The organism is Maribacter sp. C-4077, from assembly GCF_055378385.1.
This window is the reverse complement of the sequence record NZ_AP038807.1, coordinates 3,647,775-3,664,468: the sequence shown is the minus strand read 5'-3', so window position 1 is coordinate 3,664,468 and position 16,694 is coordinate 3,647,775. Positions and strand designations below refer to the sequence as shown.

The following is a 16,694-nucleotide window of genomic DNA, read 5'->3' as shown; positions in this document are numbered from 1 at the left end:
ATGTTTAGAATATAATTATGTCCAAATCCAAATTCATAGGTGAGGCAGGTGAACATTTTGTAGCCTATAAGCTTTCCAGGTTAGAATATTATGTTGGTTTAACGCTAGGAAATATGCCTAACATAGACATAATTTTAAGTTCAGGATTGGGATTAAAAAGTATGTCACTACAAGTAAAAACAAGTAAAGGTGCTTACCGAAAAAACAGATACGGTTCGGAAGGTTATGAATGGGATGTGAATAAAGGTGTTATTGGAAGAAATTCAATTGATTTTTGGTACTGTTTCGTAGACTTTAAATGGAATAGTGAGAGTGTCCTGATGTTTATATTGTACCATCTAAGTGGGTTTCAGAATTTGTACTGGATAGTTTTTCCAGAGCTATATTTTTTCTTCCTAAAGCTGCTGCCGATTTAACTCGGAATAGATGGGACTATTTAGAACAAATATTGAACGATGATGAAGAAGTCATTGGTTTTGCTTCAACATGGGATGATAGTATATTGGTTAGATGGGGTGTTGGCTAAAATTTAAAAAATGGAGGAAAGTGATAGAATATTGCAGCTTTACAATGAGCTTATAAAATCGCCTTTGCATGTATTTCCGACAAAGGGAAAAGTAGTTGTTAGTTCAAAACATGGGGTTTACATAGTTTATGGTGAAAATAAAAAAGTACTACATGTTGGAATGACTCCTTATGGAAAAAATGGTTTGAATCAGCGATTATATTGGATGACCACATTACCAAAACAGGAGTATTTTACAGGGAATACTTACAACCTAAAAATGTTTGTTTGAGAGGTAAGGGAAAATTTAGGTATATAGAAATTAAAAACCCAAGGACCAGGGCACTAGTTGAAGCATTAACAGCAGGTCTACTCTGCCCAGAGCACTTTGGAACTGGAATAAGGAGACTTTAATAGTTTAATCCAATGTGGATTTGAAATACTACTTTATAGATTCTATTATTTGTAATTGACATTTTAAATTAAAACAAAAGTTAATCTGTTTTCTCACAAGCCTACATGGTAAAATAAGGTCGATATAAAGCTGCTCATTATCCGGATTTGATTCGAAATAGCCTTTTTCAGTAAAATATGAAGTTTAGTAACAATCAACACATTTATAGCCCTTCTGATTTATCTGCTCACAGTAGCTGTAAACACCTCACTCAACTAAATAAACAACAGGTAAGAGGAGAAATTGCAGAACCAGAGGTATATACAAATCGTGTGGTGGTAATGCTTAAAGAGAAAGGCATTGAATTTGAAGAGAATCATTTACAGGATATCAAGAATCAAGGAAAGACTGTATCAGAAATTAGTAATGATGATCCCCATGCTGAGAAGCATACAGTAGATGCCATGAAAGCAGGTGTTGATGTTATTTATCAGGCAAGGTTGAAAGAGGATGGTAAATGGAGCGGATGGGCTGATTTTCTAATTAGGACAGACAAGCCAAGTAAATTAGGACAATGGTCTTATGAGGTATGGGATACTAAGTTGGCGAATGAAACCAAAGCTGGCACAATACTTCAGATTGGTCTTTATTCAGAACGTGTAGCCCAAATACAAGGTGTAACTCCAGAGTATATGGGGGTTATAAAACCTGAGGGTGAAGAATACTACCGTTATGATGAACATGCAGCATATATCCGTTTGGCGAAACAAAAGCTTGAAGATGCTCTTGCCAATGATGAAGTGACCTATCCCGATCCAGTTAGCCATTGTGACATCTGCAAGTGGTGGAAGAACTGCAATGCAGTTAGAAGAAAAGATGACCATCTAACTTTTGTAGCAGGCATGGGTAAATCACAAATGAAGGAACTCAAATTACATGATGTTAACACCTTAGAGAAACTTGCCACTCTTGATATACCTCTTCCTTTTGAACCTACTAAGGGAGTTAAAGAGACTTACAATAAACTGCGCGAACAGGCACGTGTTCAATCTACAAGCAGACAAAATGGCTATGAATCCATCTACGAAACCCTTGAAATTGAAGAAGGCAAAGGACTAAATAAACTGCCAGAACCTTCTGAAAATGATATCTATCTTGATTTTGAAGGAGACAGGATGGTTGACCCGGATGGCCTGGAATACATGATTGGATATGTACAGAAGGGTGAATATCATGCCCTATGGGCCAAAAATGAAGCGGAAGAGAAAGAGATTTTTGAGCAGTTCATTGACTTTGCTTTTAAGCTCAAACAAAAAGACCCCTCACTCCATATATACCATTATGCACCTTATGAGGTTACAGCCTTAAAGCGGCTGATGGGCAAATATGCATCTCGGGAAAATGAGATTGATACTTTCTTGAGATCAGACACATTTGTTGATCTATATAGTGTTGTTCGGCAGTCTGTAAGAGCTAGTGTGGAGAAATATTCGATTAAAGATTTGGAAGTCTTCTTTGGCTATGAGCGCATGATGGATTTACGAGAGCTCTCAAGTCAAAAATCACAACTAGAGTTGTTACTTCAAACCGGTAATATTGATAAATTAACAAAGGAAACTAAAGATGCCGTACAGCTGTACAACCAAGATGACTGCGAATCATTGGTTCGCCTTCAGCTATGGTTAGAAGATATTCGAACAAAGTTAAATAGTGAAGGAGAAAACATTACAAGACCTGAAGATGGAATTGGAGATGCTAGCGATAACATTACCGCACACCAGGAGCGCATACAGCCAATCATGGATGCTTTGCTCGATGGAGTCCCACCAATAAAAGTAGAACGAAATGAAATTGAGCAGGCCCGTTATATTCTGGCCCATATGCTAGATTGGTATCGCAGAGAGCAAAAGTCATTTTGGTGGGAGTTTTTCCGATTAAAGGAGCTTCCTGATGATGAACTCCTAGAAGAGCGAAAAGCAATTTCCTATCTGACATATACTGGCCATCGAGAGCCAGAAAAAAGAAGTATAGTTGATACGTATACCTTTCCATCTCAGGAATGTGATTTGCGTCCGGGTAATTCTGTAGAGGATCAAGAAAACAACAGGTTGGGGGCCATTCATGAGATTGATGTCGATTCGGGCATACTAAGAATCAAAAAGGGGCCAACTAAAATTGAACTGCCCCATCCAAGTTCCGTTATGAGCTTGGAAAACGTTAATTCAAGTACTAAAGAAGAAGCTATTATCAGGTTGGCGGAGTGGGTAGTGGCCAATGGCATGGACAGTGAGGATGAGATGTACCGCGCAGCAAGACAATTGCTCTTGAATACTCCTCCAAGTTTAATCGAGGAACTTACCACCAATGACAATATTTTAGAGAGAACATTTGAATTTGCATCCAAACTAAATTGTAGTTATCTGCCAGTTCAAGGCCCTCCGGGAACGGGCAAAAGTTTTACGGGGGGTCACCTTATTGTACAATTAGCGCAACAAGGCAAGAAAATCGGGATTACAGCACTTAGCCATAAGGTAATTACAAACTTGCTGACCAAAGTTAGGGAGGTAGCTCAAGAGAAAGGGTTTAACATTCAAATGATGCAAAAGACCGAGCCTGATGAAGATAATCCTAGCTCTTGGAACGTAAGTAATGACGAAAATGTTATTCAATCCGTAATAGGCAAAATGGATGTTATTGCAGGAACATCATTTATGTGGAGCAAACCACCATATGAAGATAGTGTGGACTATTTATTTGTTGATGAAGCTGGCCAATTGTCCTTGATTGATACCCTTGCTGTTTCACACTGTTGCTCAAACATCATTCTTTTAGGCGACCCACAACAATTAAAACAACCACAAAAAGGTGTTCATCCAGACGGTACCGATGTTTCTGCTTTAGAGCATATATTACAAGGTGAGAAAACCATTTCTGATAAGCAAGGGGTATTTTTAGATGAAACCTGGCGTATGCATTCGTCCATCAATACGTTTGTATCAGAACTTTTTTATGAGAATAGATTGCAATCAAAAAAACATCTCGATAAGCAGCAAATTATAGGCTCAAAGTATGCTGGAGCAGGATTATATTTGGAAGAAGTTGAGCATTCTGGAAATACCAACGCATCTCCTGAAGAAGTGGATAAAGTTTCAGAAATTGTGGCGCACCTTACTAACGGTGATGTAACTTTTATTAATGAAAAAAATGAAAAAGCTACTTTAACAACCAGTGATATAAAAATCATAACCCCTTATAATGCGCAAGTACATGCCATCAAACAACGTTTGCCCTTCTTAGAGATTGGTACGGTCGATAAATTTCAGGGCCAGGAGGCCCCTGTAATTATTTACTCTGTAGCTACTTCTAGTTCAGAAGAAGCCCCACGCGGAATGGACTTCCTATTTAGTCCGAACCGTTTAAATGTAGCTGTTTCAAGGGCTCGTACTCGTTTCATTATGATAGCAAACCCCTCTATTTTTGAAGCAGAATGTAAAAGCCCCTACCATATAAGGTTGGCAAATGCTTTTTGTAGGTTTAAAGAACTTTCCCAGTTAGCGGAGAAATAATCCAATACTTATGAATTTAATTATTTATTTCAATATAGAGTTTCATTAAATGATTAGTAACCAAATTCACATTACATATTTAAAAACATTTGAGCGTGTCCTATAAGATTTTGATTTCAAGATTAGGAAATAAGGAGCTATTTTAGTTTAAAGGAAAATATTATTGGCTAATTAAGTGGTCTAAATTCGAACAAATAACGAACAAATTTCAATAATATATAATATAGTATATTGAAAATAAGTAAGTTAAGTTATAAAACATGATATTCAGAACGTTTATAACTCAAGAGAAAACGATATTTTAATTATATTTACTATTGAATAACCGTATACACTACCGTATACGATAAATACTAAAAAAACAAAAATTATATTTTATAACTACTTGTTTTTCAATAGGTTGAAAAAATGAAAATAAAGGGTTAAAGTTCATAACCCGGGGACAAAATTGAAATATTGTAGTTAATGGCGAGGTAGCTCAGGTGGTTAGAGCGTTGGATTCATAACCCAGAGGTCGGGGGTTCAAGTCCCCCTCTCGCTACTTTTTGATGATAAAAAACCCAAGATGAAAATCTTGGGTTTTTTTGTTAGGTAAAACATAGGTAAAACATTTGGGTGTTTTACCTATCTATTACTAACGAGTCAATTCAAGACTGAATTATTGTTATTCTTCATGCAAATCATTGAGGAGTGGCTATTTTACTCTTTACGAAAGACACATTCTGTAAAGAGTTTCGCTCTTTTGAACTTTTAAATCAACTTAAATAATTGAGATATGGTCACTAGTAAACTAGAAACCCCAATTATTACAATCGCCCTTGCAAGATTTCTTTGCCGTTTTGAAGCTTCTTTGCTTGCTATTGTCTGTTCTTGAAATCGAATGCTTAACTCTAGCAGCTGAACGCTTAGAAAATCTGTATTTAAACTAAATCTCTCTGAAACCGCATTAGCCAAAGCCCTTTCTGCATCTTCGATTTTTCTATCCAATGAATGAACTAGCCTTCGAGTTTTAAGTTCTTCTTGTAACTTATCTATTTTCTTTGAATCAAGATCCTCAAATCTTTCTAATATTTGTATTGCCTCTTCTCTACTAGTCATTAAAGATTTAACGGAGTCATAAATTTTATCGATTTGAGAATTCATCTGAATTCTTTGCTCCCTAATTTTCTGTATTGACTTATTACTCATACAATCCTTTATTTCAACTTCATATCACTCCTCCCAAACTATACTGAGGGCTCTACCCTTATAGGAGATGCAGTGCTCAAAGAACTTCCTGTGTGAATCATCATCTTTTACGTAGTCGAATATGTCGATAGCCCAGATTTCTTCTTTTTTGAATAGGTTTTCAATACTTTCTGCAAAGTACTCGCCCATTACAGTTTTCGGTGCAACTCTATTTTGATATAACAAATACTTGTATGGAAAGTCTTCACTACAATGCCTCCAAATCACCTTCCCATTTTCGCCGTAGATTATCATAATAGAATGATTGCCAATTCCCGCAAACCTAAAAGCACAGGCCGTCCTACTGACATTATATTCGTCTTTCAAAAAATCGATAAGCTCTATGCTGAATTCCTTACGGTAGCAATCTTTTTTGAACCTAGCTTCCGGCATTAACAAACAAGACGCAAAATAATCAGCTTCTCTTTCAATTTGATTGAATTGTTTTCGGTTGGTACGTGAGGGATGCGGTTCCAGCAGACCTTTTTTCAGTCCTATTCTATGGGAGTCTATGTAATAATGTCCAAGCTCGTGGGCCAAAGTGAATCTACCTTTTGCCGAGTTTGGTTTATTCCCTAAGTCCGTGTTTAAATGTATATAGAATTTTCCATTTTCATAAAATGTCATTCCATCTACAGTATCTTTGCCATAGGAATCATAGTAAACAGCTAAACCTTCATCATCAATTATGCTATCAAGTGGCGTTGCCTTTTCTTGATATTCCAATGCTATGGTTTCAGCTAATTCTTTTATGCTTGGCTTAGTTGGAATCACTTGAGTCCTGATCGTGTTTTTTACGCATCTTATCAATGATATGCTGTGGTAGTTTTTCCTTTCCCTTTCGGGCTACCATTCGTAAACTTTCTATTTCAACATCAATATCTTCCTCAAACATAGTGATAACCTTGGGTTCTCTATGGAAGGTACTGTTGATTATAGCTATGGGGTCAATGGAGGTATTGTCTAACTTATAGTTATAATCTTCATATAGCTTGTTAAATCTGTCAAGTTCTCGTTCGCTACTCGGAAACAGAAAACCTGTGGAGCTCAACCAACTATCCAAGTGCCCGATTTCGATTAATCCTATTTTTTTAGGCTTTGCCATTAATAATATTTAAGTAGTTCGTAACGTGTCTGTTCGCATCTCCGTAATAAGTGTTCACGGACTTTTGGGTCAAAGAGAGTTTTTCTCTTAGTAGTCGGGTAATGGTTCTCGGGACTTTTTTACCTTCTTTTTGATAGGCTCGGTAGGTAAAATATATAATACGGTGTTTCTCGGTCAATTGTGTTAAGGCGCTCTCTATAGTTTTCATTTTGGCCACTATCTCCCTTTTGGCCTCAACACCATCTATATTTAATCTTTCAACCAATTCTTCAGCATCATTGACCAAACTTAAATCTTCCTCCTCTGTAGGTTCCGCACAAGTATTTTGCTCTCCATATTTTATAATCTGGGTATACAAAATTGGATACATCCACAGCAGAATGGCCTTATCAAAGTCTTTGGCCTTAGCTTTCTCTTTCTTGAAGGTAGGGTACTTCCATACCCTAGAGAATGTGCAATTCGCTATTTCCAAAGCAACGACCTCGTTATATCCATATTTGTTGCAGTAGATTTCAGATTTCCTTTTTACATCCTTCTCAAAACGATAGCAGAATTGCGCAAAGGCCAACTGCGCTTCAGCGGGGAATTCTTCTTTAAAAGAAATGTACTCTAGCAGTTCAACGCTAGGCATTTTTTCAAAATCTATGTCTTGACTGGTATCTGTATTCATCTATATACCAAAACGGATATATCTATTAAGGTATATAAGTGAGTGGCACTCATAAAACCACGGTTTAAACAGTAAAATGCTGGTAAATAATTCCTGGGGAGATTCAAATATAAAGAAAATCCCTACAAACTTAAAAATTAAAATTATGGCGAAAAAGATTCATCAGGTAAAAAGTTCAACAGAATACCAGAGCACAAACGAAAAGTAGGCGGCAAAACGATAACCGTCAAGGAACATATTAGAAGCAATAGGAAAGACAGCAAGGGATAGTAACGAGCGGAACTCCACAGCTCTAAATGGAGATTGTTTAATCTTAAATTCATTTTATGAATAGTATTAATTTCTCCAAGGGAGAGCTTAGTGTATGTCATAAAAACAATTGTATGAATGTTAGAGGCGATATTGCAAAAGTTATCGTATTTGGCCTTGCAACTCTTGTTGTTATTGGCGGCATTGCTTCAATGTTAGAGCAATCTAATTAAAAACTTGATTATGGTGGCCTTGGTATCAAGGCTGCCATATTTAGGAAATAATATATTAATAGGGTCATTTTGTCATATGAAAAATAAGACTATGGGATGGCTCAAAAATTGACCATAAAACTTATAAATAATTCTTATGATAGATATTTACAAAAAAGAAATCAATGAAATCCTAGAGATTCTAAGCGAAAATCTGGACATCTCTGAAAGCCAATACAAAGCGGCGGTAAAAAGTTACGAGGCTGTCGGAGATTGGCTTTCTAAAGAGGGTTCTCCGCTATACCCATATTCCCCGAGGATAATTCCTCAAGGATCTTTTATGCTTGGAACAATAATCAGACCCATCAATGATGAAGACGATATCGACATAGACCTTGTTTGCAAATTGGAAGGGAAACCTTCTCATTGGACACAAAAGCATTTAAAGGAAGCCGTTGGCGATAGACTTAAAGAGAATGCCAATTATAGTGATATGCTAGAGGATAAAGACGGCGGCAGAAGATGTTGGACACTCGAATATTCAGACGATGCTAACTATCATTTAGATGTCCTCCCTTCAATTTCGGATAAGAACTTTACTGTATTGTTGAGTGAATCATTTAACAATAGCCAAAATCTTGATACCGATAAATTGGCAATCCGAATTACCGATAAGGAAGAGGTCTTCTATTCGATTATGACCGAGACAGAATGGTGGATGAAAAGCAACCCTTTCGGCTATGCCAAATGGTTTTACCAAAGGGCCATATACAATTCAACCAAAATGTTTACCCTAAGCGAATCGATTGATCCTGTTCGCCCATATCAGAAGAGCAAAATGCCTTTGCAAAGGGCAATTCAGCTGTTAAAACGGCACAGGGACATCATGTTTTCCTCAGAAGAGTACGATAGTGAAAACAAACCTATTTCCGTCATTATTACTACGCTGGCAAGCAGAGCATACGATAAAAGTGAGAATATCGTTGATGCCTATGTTAATATTGCAAGTAGAATGCGTAGCTATATTCAAACCAGACGTAATCCGAAAACGGGTCAGCAGGAAAGATGGGTAGGCAATCCGGTAAACGACGAAGAAAATTTCGCCGACAAATGGGCAGATGTCCCTCAAAAAGAGGAATATTTTTATGCTTGGCTGGACAAGTTGGAGGATGATCTATCTACAATTAAAAGTAGTCAGAATATAGGCTTACACAAACTCAATGAATCTTTCTCCGCGCAATATGGCGATAATGTTATCAAAAAAACATTTGCCGCCTATGGAGAAAAGAATAGGAAGCTAAGAGAGATGGGGCAGAGAAAAATGGCTGTTGGTACTGGGATTTTAGGAAGTACTGGTAAATCGGTGCCAAACCATAATTTTGAAGGTAGTGATTAGAAAATGAGCAGCAGATATTTTAGGTCAAATGGCAAAAGGACATTAAAAGGGCTTCTTTCCTCCGAACAGCTAAAAAAAATAAAAGCTGCTTTTCCGGTTGCCCAAATTGTAAAGAATACTTGGAATAGTTTTCAAATAATTTTAGAGATACAGCCTTCTGCTTTAAGTGAAAAATACCATATTATGATTTGGTATGAACAGAATAGATCTGTAAAAGCATATGTGATTAACAAAAAACTCAAAATAGCACCAAACAGGGTTAAGTTACCCCACGTCTATAATAGTAAAAGACAAGAACTTTGTTTGTATTCGCCAAGCAGAAATGAATGGAGTGGTTACAATTATATTGTTGACACGATTATTCCTTGGGCGAGTGAATGGCTATATTTTTATGAATTGTGGTTACCTGAAGGAAAATGGTATGGGGGTGGCCACAATGAATATCCAAATGAAGATTTTACAGAAATATTAAAAGATGAATAACAAAAAGTTTAAAATATTATCCATTGATGGTGGAGGGATAAAAGGTGTTTTTCCGGCAATGTTCTTAATGCTATTGGAAGATGAGTTGAAAAATCGTTCGGATGGCAAAACAAAGATCTATCAACATTTCGACCTGATTGCGGGCACCTCGACTGGTGGTATTATCGCTATTGCCTTGGCTCTTGGTATTCCCGCGAAAGAAATTTATCATTTGTATTTGGATAATGCGAAGAGCATCTTTGGAAATAAAAGGTCTTTTTTATTTGGGCAAATCCGTAGTTCAGCTCACGAAAGAGATCATCTTGAAACATTGGTTCGGAATAAATTCAAGGAAGCCAATGGTGCCGTTGAGCCAAGGTTAAAAGACTGTAAAACCCATGTCTGCATCCCTATTTACGATTTGATTCAGGGCAACCCTAGTGTATTGAAAACAAAATACCATCCTGCGTTTGAACGAGATTATCATATTCCTGCTTATCAGGTTGCAATGGCCACTTCTGCCGCCCCAACTTATTTTGACCCATATACGACGGAGTATGTTGACTTGAATGGAACGAAGAAAGATTTCGTAAACAAAGTTGATGGCGGGGTAATGGCAAATAATCCAACATTAGTCGCTTTTTTGGAAGCCATTAAAGCTTTCAAAGTTGAAATATCCGATTTGGAAATACTCTCTTTAGGTACCGGATATAAAAATTTTACTGATGGTAATTCTCGAAAAAGATGGGGGCTTTACTATTGGATGAGAAAAGATAAACGCCAGAGGCTTATCGATTTATTTATGCAAAGTCAGTCGCAACTTGTAGCAAATTATATTAGTCTTTTGTACCAAGGAATCGATAAAACCGAAAAGGAAAATCCAAATTTTGTCTACGATCGAATCGAAGTTCAACTTAATGAGGATAATTACATTGATATGGATGAAAGTGATACGACCAAAATCAAGAACTTCGCTGAACTTGCTTCAATCAAATACCAACACAATAGAAGTTCAATTTTAAATAAACATTTCTATTAATTTCAAATACAAACCACAACGAAACCCGTATCTAGGATTAGCATTAAAATATTATTCAAATGCCTTTGATTAATTATACTCTTCACATTACACCAATTGAACATTGGTTCAAAATTATAGTTGAACAACCTTAAACATACTTCAGAAAAGCAAAACTCTTTACACAATCCGCTTTTTGTAAAGTGTTAACCCCATCATTTATGGCAAAATTACTCTCGTAAATTGAAAAGTCTTGACTCTTAAGTTCCAAATTCAAAAAAACCCAATTATCACATTATAATGTGATTTTTACTCCTGTTCACTCATTCTATCACATATTTTACCCTATTATCTCAGTATAATGTGATTTTTATTGTAAATATTGAATTTTATAGCTAATTTTACACCTAAATCACATTATAGTGTCAAAAAAGAAGATAGGCAATAGCATCAAAGCACGTAGAAAAGCGCTACGGGTAACCCAACAACAATTGGCCCAACTCGCCGATGTAAGTGTTAACACACTCTATAAAATTGAGCGTGGCCAGGCAAACCCTACCCTTGAAACCTTGGATGGAATTGCGGATGTATTGGGAATGGAGGTATGCTTAGAGGTAAAGAAGCTCTAAATTGATCATATGAGGCAGGCCAAAATATTATTTAAGGGAGAAGAAGCAGGCATACTTACCCAGTATGACGATGGAAGTTTTACGTATCGCTACCATGATCAATGGCTTGGCGATTCGGGAAAGCCGTCCATAAGCCTAACGTTGCCCAAAACCGAACAGGAGTACCGTTCCGAACATCTGTTCCCATTTTTTTATAATATGCTTCCAGAGGGAACAAACAAACAGGAAGTGTGCAGACATATGAAGATAGACCAAAACGATTACTTTGGCCTGTTGCTGACAACGGCACGTTATGATACGATTGGTGCCATAACCGTAAAGAAAATTGAGCAACCGATATGAGTTTACCGATGATAAAATATTGTCCCGGCACTTTGGCAGAGGGGTATGAAACCTACAGCACGACCTGTTTGAGAAGGGTGTTTGATGGAAGAAAGGTAAACCATATGTTGCCTTACGATTCCCCGGCCAGCAACGAAGCTACGGATGAACTCTTTGTTGAGAACCGAAAAAGGATCTCGATTTCCGGGGTACAGGAAAAATTTTCCGTCCTTTTGGAGAAAAATAAACTTCGGCTTATTAACGAAGGGGAGCAAGGAACCTATATATTAAAACCAATTCCCGGTGCAGGTAAAAATCCTGACCAGATGCCTGCTAATGAGCATTTGACGATGCAGATCGCACGACAGGTATTCGATATCGAGACCGCCGAAAATGCGCTCATATTTTTTAAAGATGGCACACCGGCCTACATTACCAAGCGATTTGATGTAAAGAAAGGCGGTGGAAAACTTGCCAAAGAGGATTTTGCTTCCTTGGCGGGAAGGACTCCCCAGACCCATGGGGAACACTATAAATATTCGGGCAATTATCTTGAATTGTTCGAACTTATGAAAAAATACCTGCCTGCCTATCAATTGGAGGCACCGAAACTTTTCCGACTACTCGTTTTCAATTATCTTTTTTCCAATGGGGATGCCCATTTCAAAAATTTCTCGTTATTGGAAACAGAATTGGGAGATTTCAGGTTAAGTCCTGCCTATGACCTGCTCAATACACGAATGCATATACAGGATTCCGATTTTGCATTGGATGACGGCCTGTTACCTAAGAACTTGTCCAAAGGCAAGGTTATGCAACAATTTCTTTCGCTTGCCGAACACGCAGAAATTGGCCAAGGCCAATTGGATGGGGTCTTGGACAAATTGCTGTCAAATTCTAAAGCGGTCGAAAAATTAATAGACGCTTCCTATCTAAGTGATACTTCCAAACGAAATTATTTACAGTCGTATCAAACAAGGCTTAAAAAACTAAATCGAAAGTAATAGGTACAAATTCCAACAAACATACCTTCTACTTGAAAAAATACGCACTCCAAACAAAAATTTGTTTGGCAGCAACTCCATGCTAGAATGAACGAAATAGAAGAATTAAAATCCCTTGAAAATGAATGAGATGTACACTATTTATGTCCACTTTCCATGTGCTGAGGATTATATGGATAAGGCAGTGCAACTTGAGATTCAGATGCCCTTTGTGCCCAGAATCGGAGATTGCCTCTTTATTGACCCTCAAGATTACAAACATTTAGAGAGAAAGGTAGAGCAAACCGAAGCCTTGAAAAAAAGATACAAGAGATGGATTTATGGAGGGCAACGGTGTTCTTTTGATGATGCCTCCATTGTTATCGCAGTGGTCTGGAATAACAACGATAGCACTATTCACATTGAATTGGGAGAAAATTTAGATGAGGAAAGGGATTAAATATTCAATGTACAATAGTTCCTTTTTTTAGATTCACACCAAAATCGAATTTACCCTACCCGATTCCAAATTCACGAATGCCCCGTGTTTCTGAATTTGCTTATGGTACAACAACCGAAACAGACAATCGGCTGCATGGGCGACCAAAACATCATTGATAAACAACGATTGCTCGTTCAGCTTGTCGGAATAGGCACATCCCCTACCCTGCAAATTGGGCGTATCATGCGCATCCAAATCGGGGAAAAAGTCGATGATGTTTTTGAGTTTGTCCACCATTTCAAAATCCTCCCGTTCTGTTTTTCGTTCTTCCTCAAACAACGTTCCCAATACGAATTGCCCACTATCCCTGCTATTTCCAATGTCCAACCAATAGAACATGCTTTGATAATCCGAACCTTTAAAGGGAAATTCAAGCGATTTTGATAACAGTGTTCTAAATCGGGCATTATCCACACAAGTGATGATAATGTTCGCCCGAATATCCTCGCCATTAGGCAGTGCATCCATAGGAATACCCTCCCATTGCAGACCAAAGGCAATATTAACCTTATTGACGGCATTGAAAACCTTATACTCCCCTACATCACTAAGGGCATAGAGTTGTCTGCCTACATTGTTGTTTTCCACCACATCGGAATCATAAGCGATTATGTGCAACCCTGGTTGTCCGATCTGGCGCAAGGCAAAATCCATCCTTGCCAACCGTGCCAGCATCAATGACCCTGTTCCCCCCACCCCAATCAAAGCGATTGTAATTGGATGGGTGGGGTTATAGAAATAATTGGGCGCAAAGTGTATTCTAGTCTTCATATAAATCCTTTAAAATCAATTTGTTTTCATTCAATAGCCCATCATCAAAGGACGTTTTCCCAAAATTCCGTTTCATTACATCGACGATATTTCCTTTCGCAATGTTGTTATGATGGGTAGCCGTAAAGACGGAACGGAAAAATTGCTGCTCGACAAAGCCCATGATGTCCTCGTAATATTCGAAGCCGTCATAATCCATCGAGGCGTTGCCCATACATACCTTTCCGTGCCGTCCTACGTTCAATAAGGGTGCGTGGTACAATGGCATAGTGTCGGTCAACGTATCCTTTCGATGAAGGGCAAAGACTTTGAGGTTATTTCCTTCGAGTTTGAAAATCAGTTTTGGCAAGGCATAATTTCCCGAAGCGATACCAGTTCGTGTATCAAAATACAGGGTATGCTGTTTTGGATGAATGTACCATACCAACTGTAGATTTCCCTTAAAGTCGAAATGGATAAGGTTTTTGGGCAACATTCCCTTAAAACGGAACTTTATCAAATCGCCCTCTAAACACCTAAAGAGATTTCGGGCGGTATCTTTGGTCAACGGCATCCCTGACGTAAGCTTTGCCCCTACGATGTTGTGATATGAAAAGTAGTGTCCCCTGTTGTAATAATCTTCCTCTTGGGAGTAGCCTATTATGGCGAATTTTGGAAGAAAGTGTTCTTCGGGCTGTAAAATAGCAATCTGTTCCATGTTCAAAGTAGTCTTAAAAGTTCGTTGAGATCGGAGAGAAATTCTTCCAACCGATTGAGATTGTAAATCAAACCTTCTTCAAAAGGTTGAATGTTTCCTTTTTCGACCGTAGTAAGTTCATAAGCCGAAATTATTTCGTATTCGTTGGAACATTCGTTGAGCATTTCGATATAGGAACGGCTAAACTCGCTATCGGCATCGTCAACAATCAGGAATGATTCCCAATGCTCGAACATACTTTCATAGGCATCCCGTGTTCCGATACGGAACGGCACCTGAAAATCAATGGTATCGGCTTTTGATAACAGTTCCTTGATTCGTTTGTGCAGGGACTTGCGAGGACGGTATTTTAACAAAAGGGATTTCCAATCCTGTGGTTCGTATTCATTGAAAAGCTTTTGGTAGCGACCGAAGAACCTGACCGAATTGCAATTACCAAAAACACTACCGTTTTTTCTGTGGTAGGCTTCTTCCTCGAAAAGATATTCCCAGAGCCAGTCCACCCTATCCTCGCCCGTATGAAAAAGGTTGATATAGGGCAGGCTTTTGATGAAGGACATCAGTATATCAAAAAGCATGGGGTTTTTCCATCGCAGGGGCAGAACGGATTCCAACGGAATACAATAGACCGTGCTACGATTCCCGATATGGCGTTTCAAAACCAAGCGCAAATCGGAATCTTCCCGTAAAACTTCGATATGGTCTATTTTAGCTCTTTCTTTTAAATGATTGGCGCATCGCAGTATAAGATCATCCAAGCTATCGGATGCTGAAAACCGCCAATCGTCAATCTTTCCCGAAAAGTTACGGGTCGCATCCACCATTAAACTGGCAAGTGCCTTTGTATCGACCGATGATTCATCCTCTAGTATCGGTTTGGAAAGCATGGGCAATACGCTTAGGTCAGAAAGGGAAAGGCTCTTCGTTGAAGGACTTTCGGTCTTTTCGTTCCGTACCTGTAATGGGATTGTTGAACCGTCTTGAACAATTGGGCGTGGAACTCTTTGAGTTCTTTTGATAATATGGGTGTCGGTTTGTGGGTGCATCTTTCGTGGTTTAGAAATTCATCAATGTTCATATTTCTATCCCTTTGTTCCTGCCAAGGTCTTGAAGTGGATTTCATGATAGCCATTGACAATCCCCTTGTCCATAATATTGGCGTTGGTCAGTTCGGCATAGATCTGCGAATAGTGTTCCATCACCTGCTGATGGGTCAATTGGCTATCCAGATCATCCAACTCGATGGAGTTGTTGTTTCCGTTTTGGTAGATGTACTTACGTTCTATTGTTGCGATTTCCATTATTGAAAAAGTTTAGGGGATTCGTATGCTTTCATATCCTTGATGACCTTTTGCGCTTCCTGGTGGCTCGGGTCTATCTTCAAGATTTCGTTGGCAAGGTCAGTTGCCTTCTTATGGTCGCTCATGGGGTTAAAGTCCTTCTCTTTCAGAAGTTGCTTTAACTCGGTCGCCTTTTTGGAAGTAGATTCTTTTTTCTTCTTGGCCTGTTGTGTCTTTTGTTCGGTTTCCGCTAAGGTTTTCTCGAAAGCCACGGTATTCCTGAAAAGTGCCTTGGTCTGCTCCAAAGGTTTTTGAAGGATTTGAAAGAATTTCTCGTCCACTTCCGTTACGTTTCCACGCAGGGTAAGTGGTTTTAGGGATTGGAGTGCCTTGTCCTTGGCACTCGATTTGGGCAGTACGGATACGCTTACCCTATCCTCATTAAAGGAAATACTGATGCCAAATTGTTCGATTCCCGTTTGCCGTAATGTTGAAAAAAAGTCTGTCATAGTAACGGTATTTATTGTTCTTAAAAAACTATTTTAATTAGAAGCGGGGCTTGGTATAAACCACATGAATTTGCCCCGCTCCTTCCTTAACTCACTTTCAAGATACGCCCATACCAATGAGAATCTACGGAAAAACAGGCTAAAATCCACCCTTATCTTCTTTCTCCCTATCCACAAAAAAAGCGCCCGATAGGGCGC

General features: G+C 38.4%; 20 protein-coding genes and 1 tRNA gene. 12 read left to right on the top strand and 9 right to left on the bottom strand.

What is annotated here, in order from left to right; genetic code table 11:
* Positions 1–17 precede the first annotated feature (17 nt).
* From ACZ41C_RS15855 to ACZ41C_RS15840, 4 genes are all read left to right on the top strand, one after another.
* On the top strand, positions 18–416 hold the full coding sequence (locus ACZ41C_RS15855) for a hypothetical protein (RefSeq protein WP_464562823.1): 399 nt from the start codon (positions 18–20) through the stop codon (positions 414–416).
* 120 nt (positions 417–536) lie between these two features.
* On the top strand, positions 537–797 hold the full coding sequence (locus tag ACZ41C_RS15850) for a hypothetical protein (RefSeq protein ID WP_464562821.1): 261 nt from the start codon (positions 537–539) through the stop codon (positions 795–797).
* Positions 798–1,096: 299 nt separating this feature from the next.
* Complete coding sequence (locus tag ACZ41C_RS15845) at positions 1,097–4,465, top strand: TM0106 family RecB-like putative nuclease (RefSeq protein ID WP_464562819.1); 3,369 nt, start codon at positions 1,097–1,099, stop codon at positions 4,463–4,465.
* Positions 4,466–4,932: 467 nt separating this feature from the next.
* Positions 4,933–5,006: transfer RNA gene (locus tag ACZ41C_RS15840), tRNA-Met, on the top strand.
* Positions 5,007–5,215: 209 nt separating this feature from the next.
* Here the strand turns inward: ACZ41C_RS15840 and ACZ41C_RS15835 are convergent.
* From ACZ41C_RS15835 to ACZ41C_RS15820, 4 genes are read right to left on the bottom strand one after another with little or no spacing between them, the layout of a single operon-like run.
* On the bottom strand, positions 5,216–5,653 hold the full coding sequence (locus ACZ41C_RS15835; protein ID WP_464562817.1) for a hypothetical protein: 438 nt from the start codon (positions 5,651–5,653) through the stop codon (positions 5,216–5,218).
* A 24-nt stretch (positions 5,654–5,677) separates the two neighbouring features.
* The gene (locus ACZ41C_RS15830; protein WP_464562815.1) at positions 5,678–6,466 is read right to left on the bottom strand and encodes an ImmA/IrrE family metallo-endopeptidase; all 789 of its coding nucleotides are present in this window, start codon (positions 6,464–6,466) and stop codon (positions 5,678–5,680) included.
* On the bottom strand, positions 6,453–6,797 hold the full coding sequence (locus ACZ41C_RS15825; RefSeq protein WP_275615760.1) for a hypothetical protein: 345 nt from the start codon (positions 6,795–6,797) through the stop codon (positions 6,453–6,455). The genes ACZ41C_RS15830 and ACZ41C_RS15825 overlap by 14 nt, the downstream gene beginning before the upstream one ends.
* Positions 6,784–7,467 carry an RNA polymerase subunit sigma gene (locus ACZ41C_RS15820; protein ID WP_275615761.1) on the bottom strand — a complete coding sequence of 228 codons (684 nt, stop codon included), beginning with the start codon at positions 7,465–7,467 and terminating at the stop codon, positions 6,784–6,786. Before ACZ41C_RS15820 ends, ACZ41C_RS15825 begins: the two co-directional genes overlap by 14 nt.
* Before the next feature lie 326 nt (positions 7,468–7,793).
* On the opposite strand from ACZ41C_RS15820, the gene ACZ41C_RS15815 reads away from it, so the two are divergent.
* The 8 genes from ACZ41C_RS15815 (at position 7,794) to ACZ41C_RS15780 (ending at position 13,197) form a co-directional block, all read left to right on the top strand.
* Positions 7,794–7,949: a hypothetical protein gene (locus ACZ41C_RS15815; RefSeq protein WP_275615762.1), complete on the top strand. Its 156-nt coding sequence runs from the start codon at positions 7,794–7,796 to the stop codon at positions 7,947–7,949.
* Positions 7,950–8,085: 136 nt separating this feature from the next.
* The gene (locus ACZ41C_RS15810; protein WP_275615763.1) at positions 8,086–9,324 is read left to right on the top strand and encodes a nucleotidyltransferase domain-containing protein; all 1,239 of its coding nucleotides are present in this window, start codon (positions 8,086–8,088) and stop codon (positions 9,322–9,324) included.
* A 3-nt stretch (positions 9,325–9,327) separates the two neighbouring features.
* The gene (locus ACZ41C_RS15805; protein ID WP_464562811.1) at positions 9,328–9,807 is read left to right on the top strand and encodes a hypothetical protein; all 480 of its coding nucleotides are present in this window, start codon (positions 9,328–9,330) and stop codon (positions 9,805–9,807) included.
* Complete coding sequence (locus ACZ41C_RS15800) at positions 9,800–10,825, top strand: CBASS cGAMP-activated phospholipase (protein ID WP_464562809.1); 1,026 nt, start codon at positions 9,800–9,802, stop codon at positions 10,823–10,825. Before ACZ41C_RS15805 ends, ACZ41C_RS15800 begins: the two co-directional genes overlap by 8 nt.
* 401 nt (positions 10,826–11,226) lie before the next feature.
* A complete protein-coding gene (locus ACZ41C_RS15795; protein WP_464562807.1) occupies positions 11,227–11,433 on the top strand; it encodes a helix-turn-helix domain-containing protein in 207 nt (68 codons plus the stop codon).
* Between the two features lie 9 nt (positions 11,434–11,442).
* Positions 11,443–11,775 carry a HipA N-terminal domain-containing protein gene (locus ACZ41C_RS15790; RefSeq protein WP_464562805.1) on the top strand — a complete coding sequence of 111 codons (333 nt, stop codon included), beginning with the start codon at positions 11,443–11,445 and terminating at the stop codon, positions 11,773–11,775.
* 8 nt (positions 11,776–11,783) lie between these two features.
* Positions 11,784–12,758 carry a type II toxin-antitoxin system HipA family toxin gene (locus ACZ41C_RS15785; protein ID WP_464562803.1) on the top strand — a complete coding sequence of 325 codons (975 nt, stop codon included), beginning with the start codon at positions 11,784–11,786 and terminating at the stop codon, positions 12,756–12,758.
* Positions 12,759–12,879: 121 nt separating this feature from the next.
* Positions 12,880–13,197 (top strand): hypothetical protein, encoded by a 318-nt coding sequence (locus tag ACZ41C_RS15780; protein WP_464562801.1) that lies wholly within the window; start codon positions 12,880–12,882, stop codon positions 13,195–13,197.
* Between the two features lie 33 nt (positions 13,198–13,230).
* On the opposite strand, the gene ACZ41C_RS15775 is transcribed toward ACZ41C_RS15780, so the two are convergent.
* Genes ACZ41C_RS15775 through ACZ41C_RS15755 form a run of 5 tightly spaced genes read right to left on the bottom strand, consistent with a single transcriptional unit; the run spans position 13,231 to position 16,496 of the window.
* The gene (locus ACZ41C_RS15775; protein ID WP_464562799.1) at positions 13,231–14,010 is read right to left on the bottom strand and encodes a PRTRC system ThiF family protein; all 780 of its coding nucleotides are present in this window, start codon (positions 14,008–14,010) and stop codon (positions 13,231–13,233) included.
* Positions 14,000–14,707 (bottom strand): hypothetical protein, encoded by a 708-nt coding sequence (locus ACZ41C_RS15770; protein WP_464562797.1) that lies wholly within the window; start codon positions 14,705–14,707, stop codon positions 14,000–14,002. The genes ACZ41C_RS15775 and ACZ41C_RS15770 overlap by 11 nt, the downstream gene beginning before the upstream one ends.
* Before the next feature lie 2 nt (positions 14,708–14,709).
* Positions 14,710–15,753, bottom strand: a complete 1,044-nt coding sequence (locus ACZ41C_RS15765) for a hypothetical protein (RefSeq protein WP_464562795.1) — start codon at positions 15,751–15,753, stop codon at positions 14,710–14,712.
* 36 nt (positions 15,754–15,789) lie between these two features.
* Entirely contained in the window at positions 15,790–16,008 is a 219-nt protein-coding gene (locus tag ACZ41C_RS15760) for a PRTRC system protein C (RefSeq protein ID WP_094998898.1), read from the bottom strand.
* Positions 16,008–16,496 (bottom strand): PRTRC system protein E, encoded by a 489-nt coding sequence (locus ACZ41C_RS15755; RefSeq protein ID WP_464562793.1) that lies wholly within the window; start codon positions 16,494–16,496, stop codon positions 16,008–16,010. Before ACZ41C_RS15755 ends, ACZ41C_RS15760 begins: the two co-directional genes overlap by 1 nt.
* Positions 16,497–16,694 lie beyond the last annotated feature (198 nt).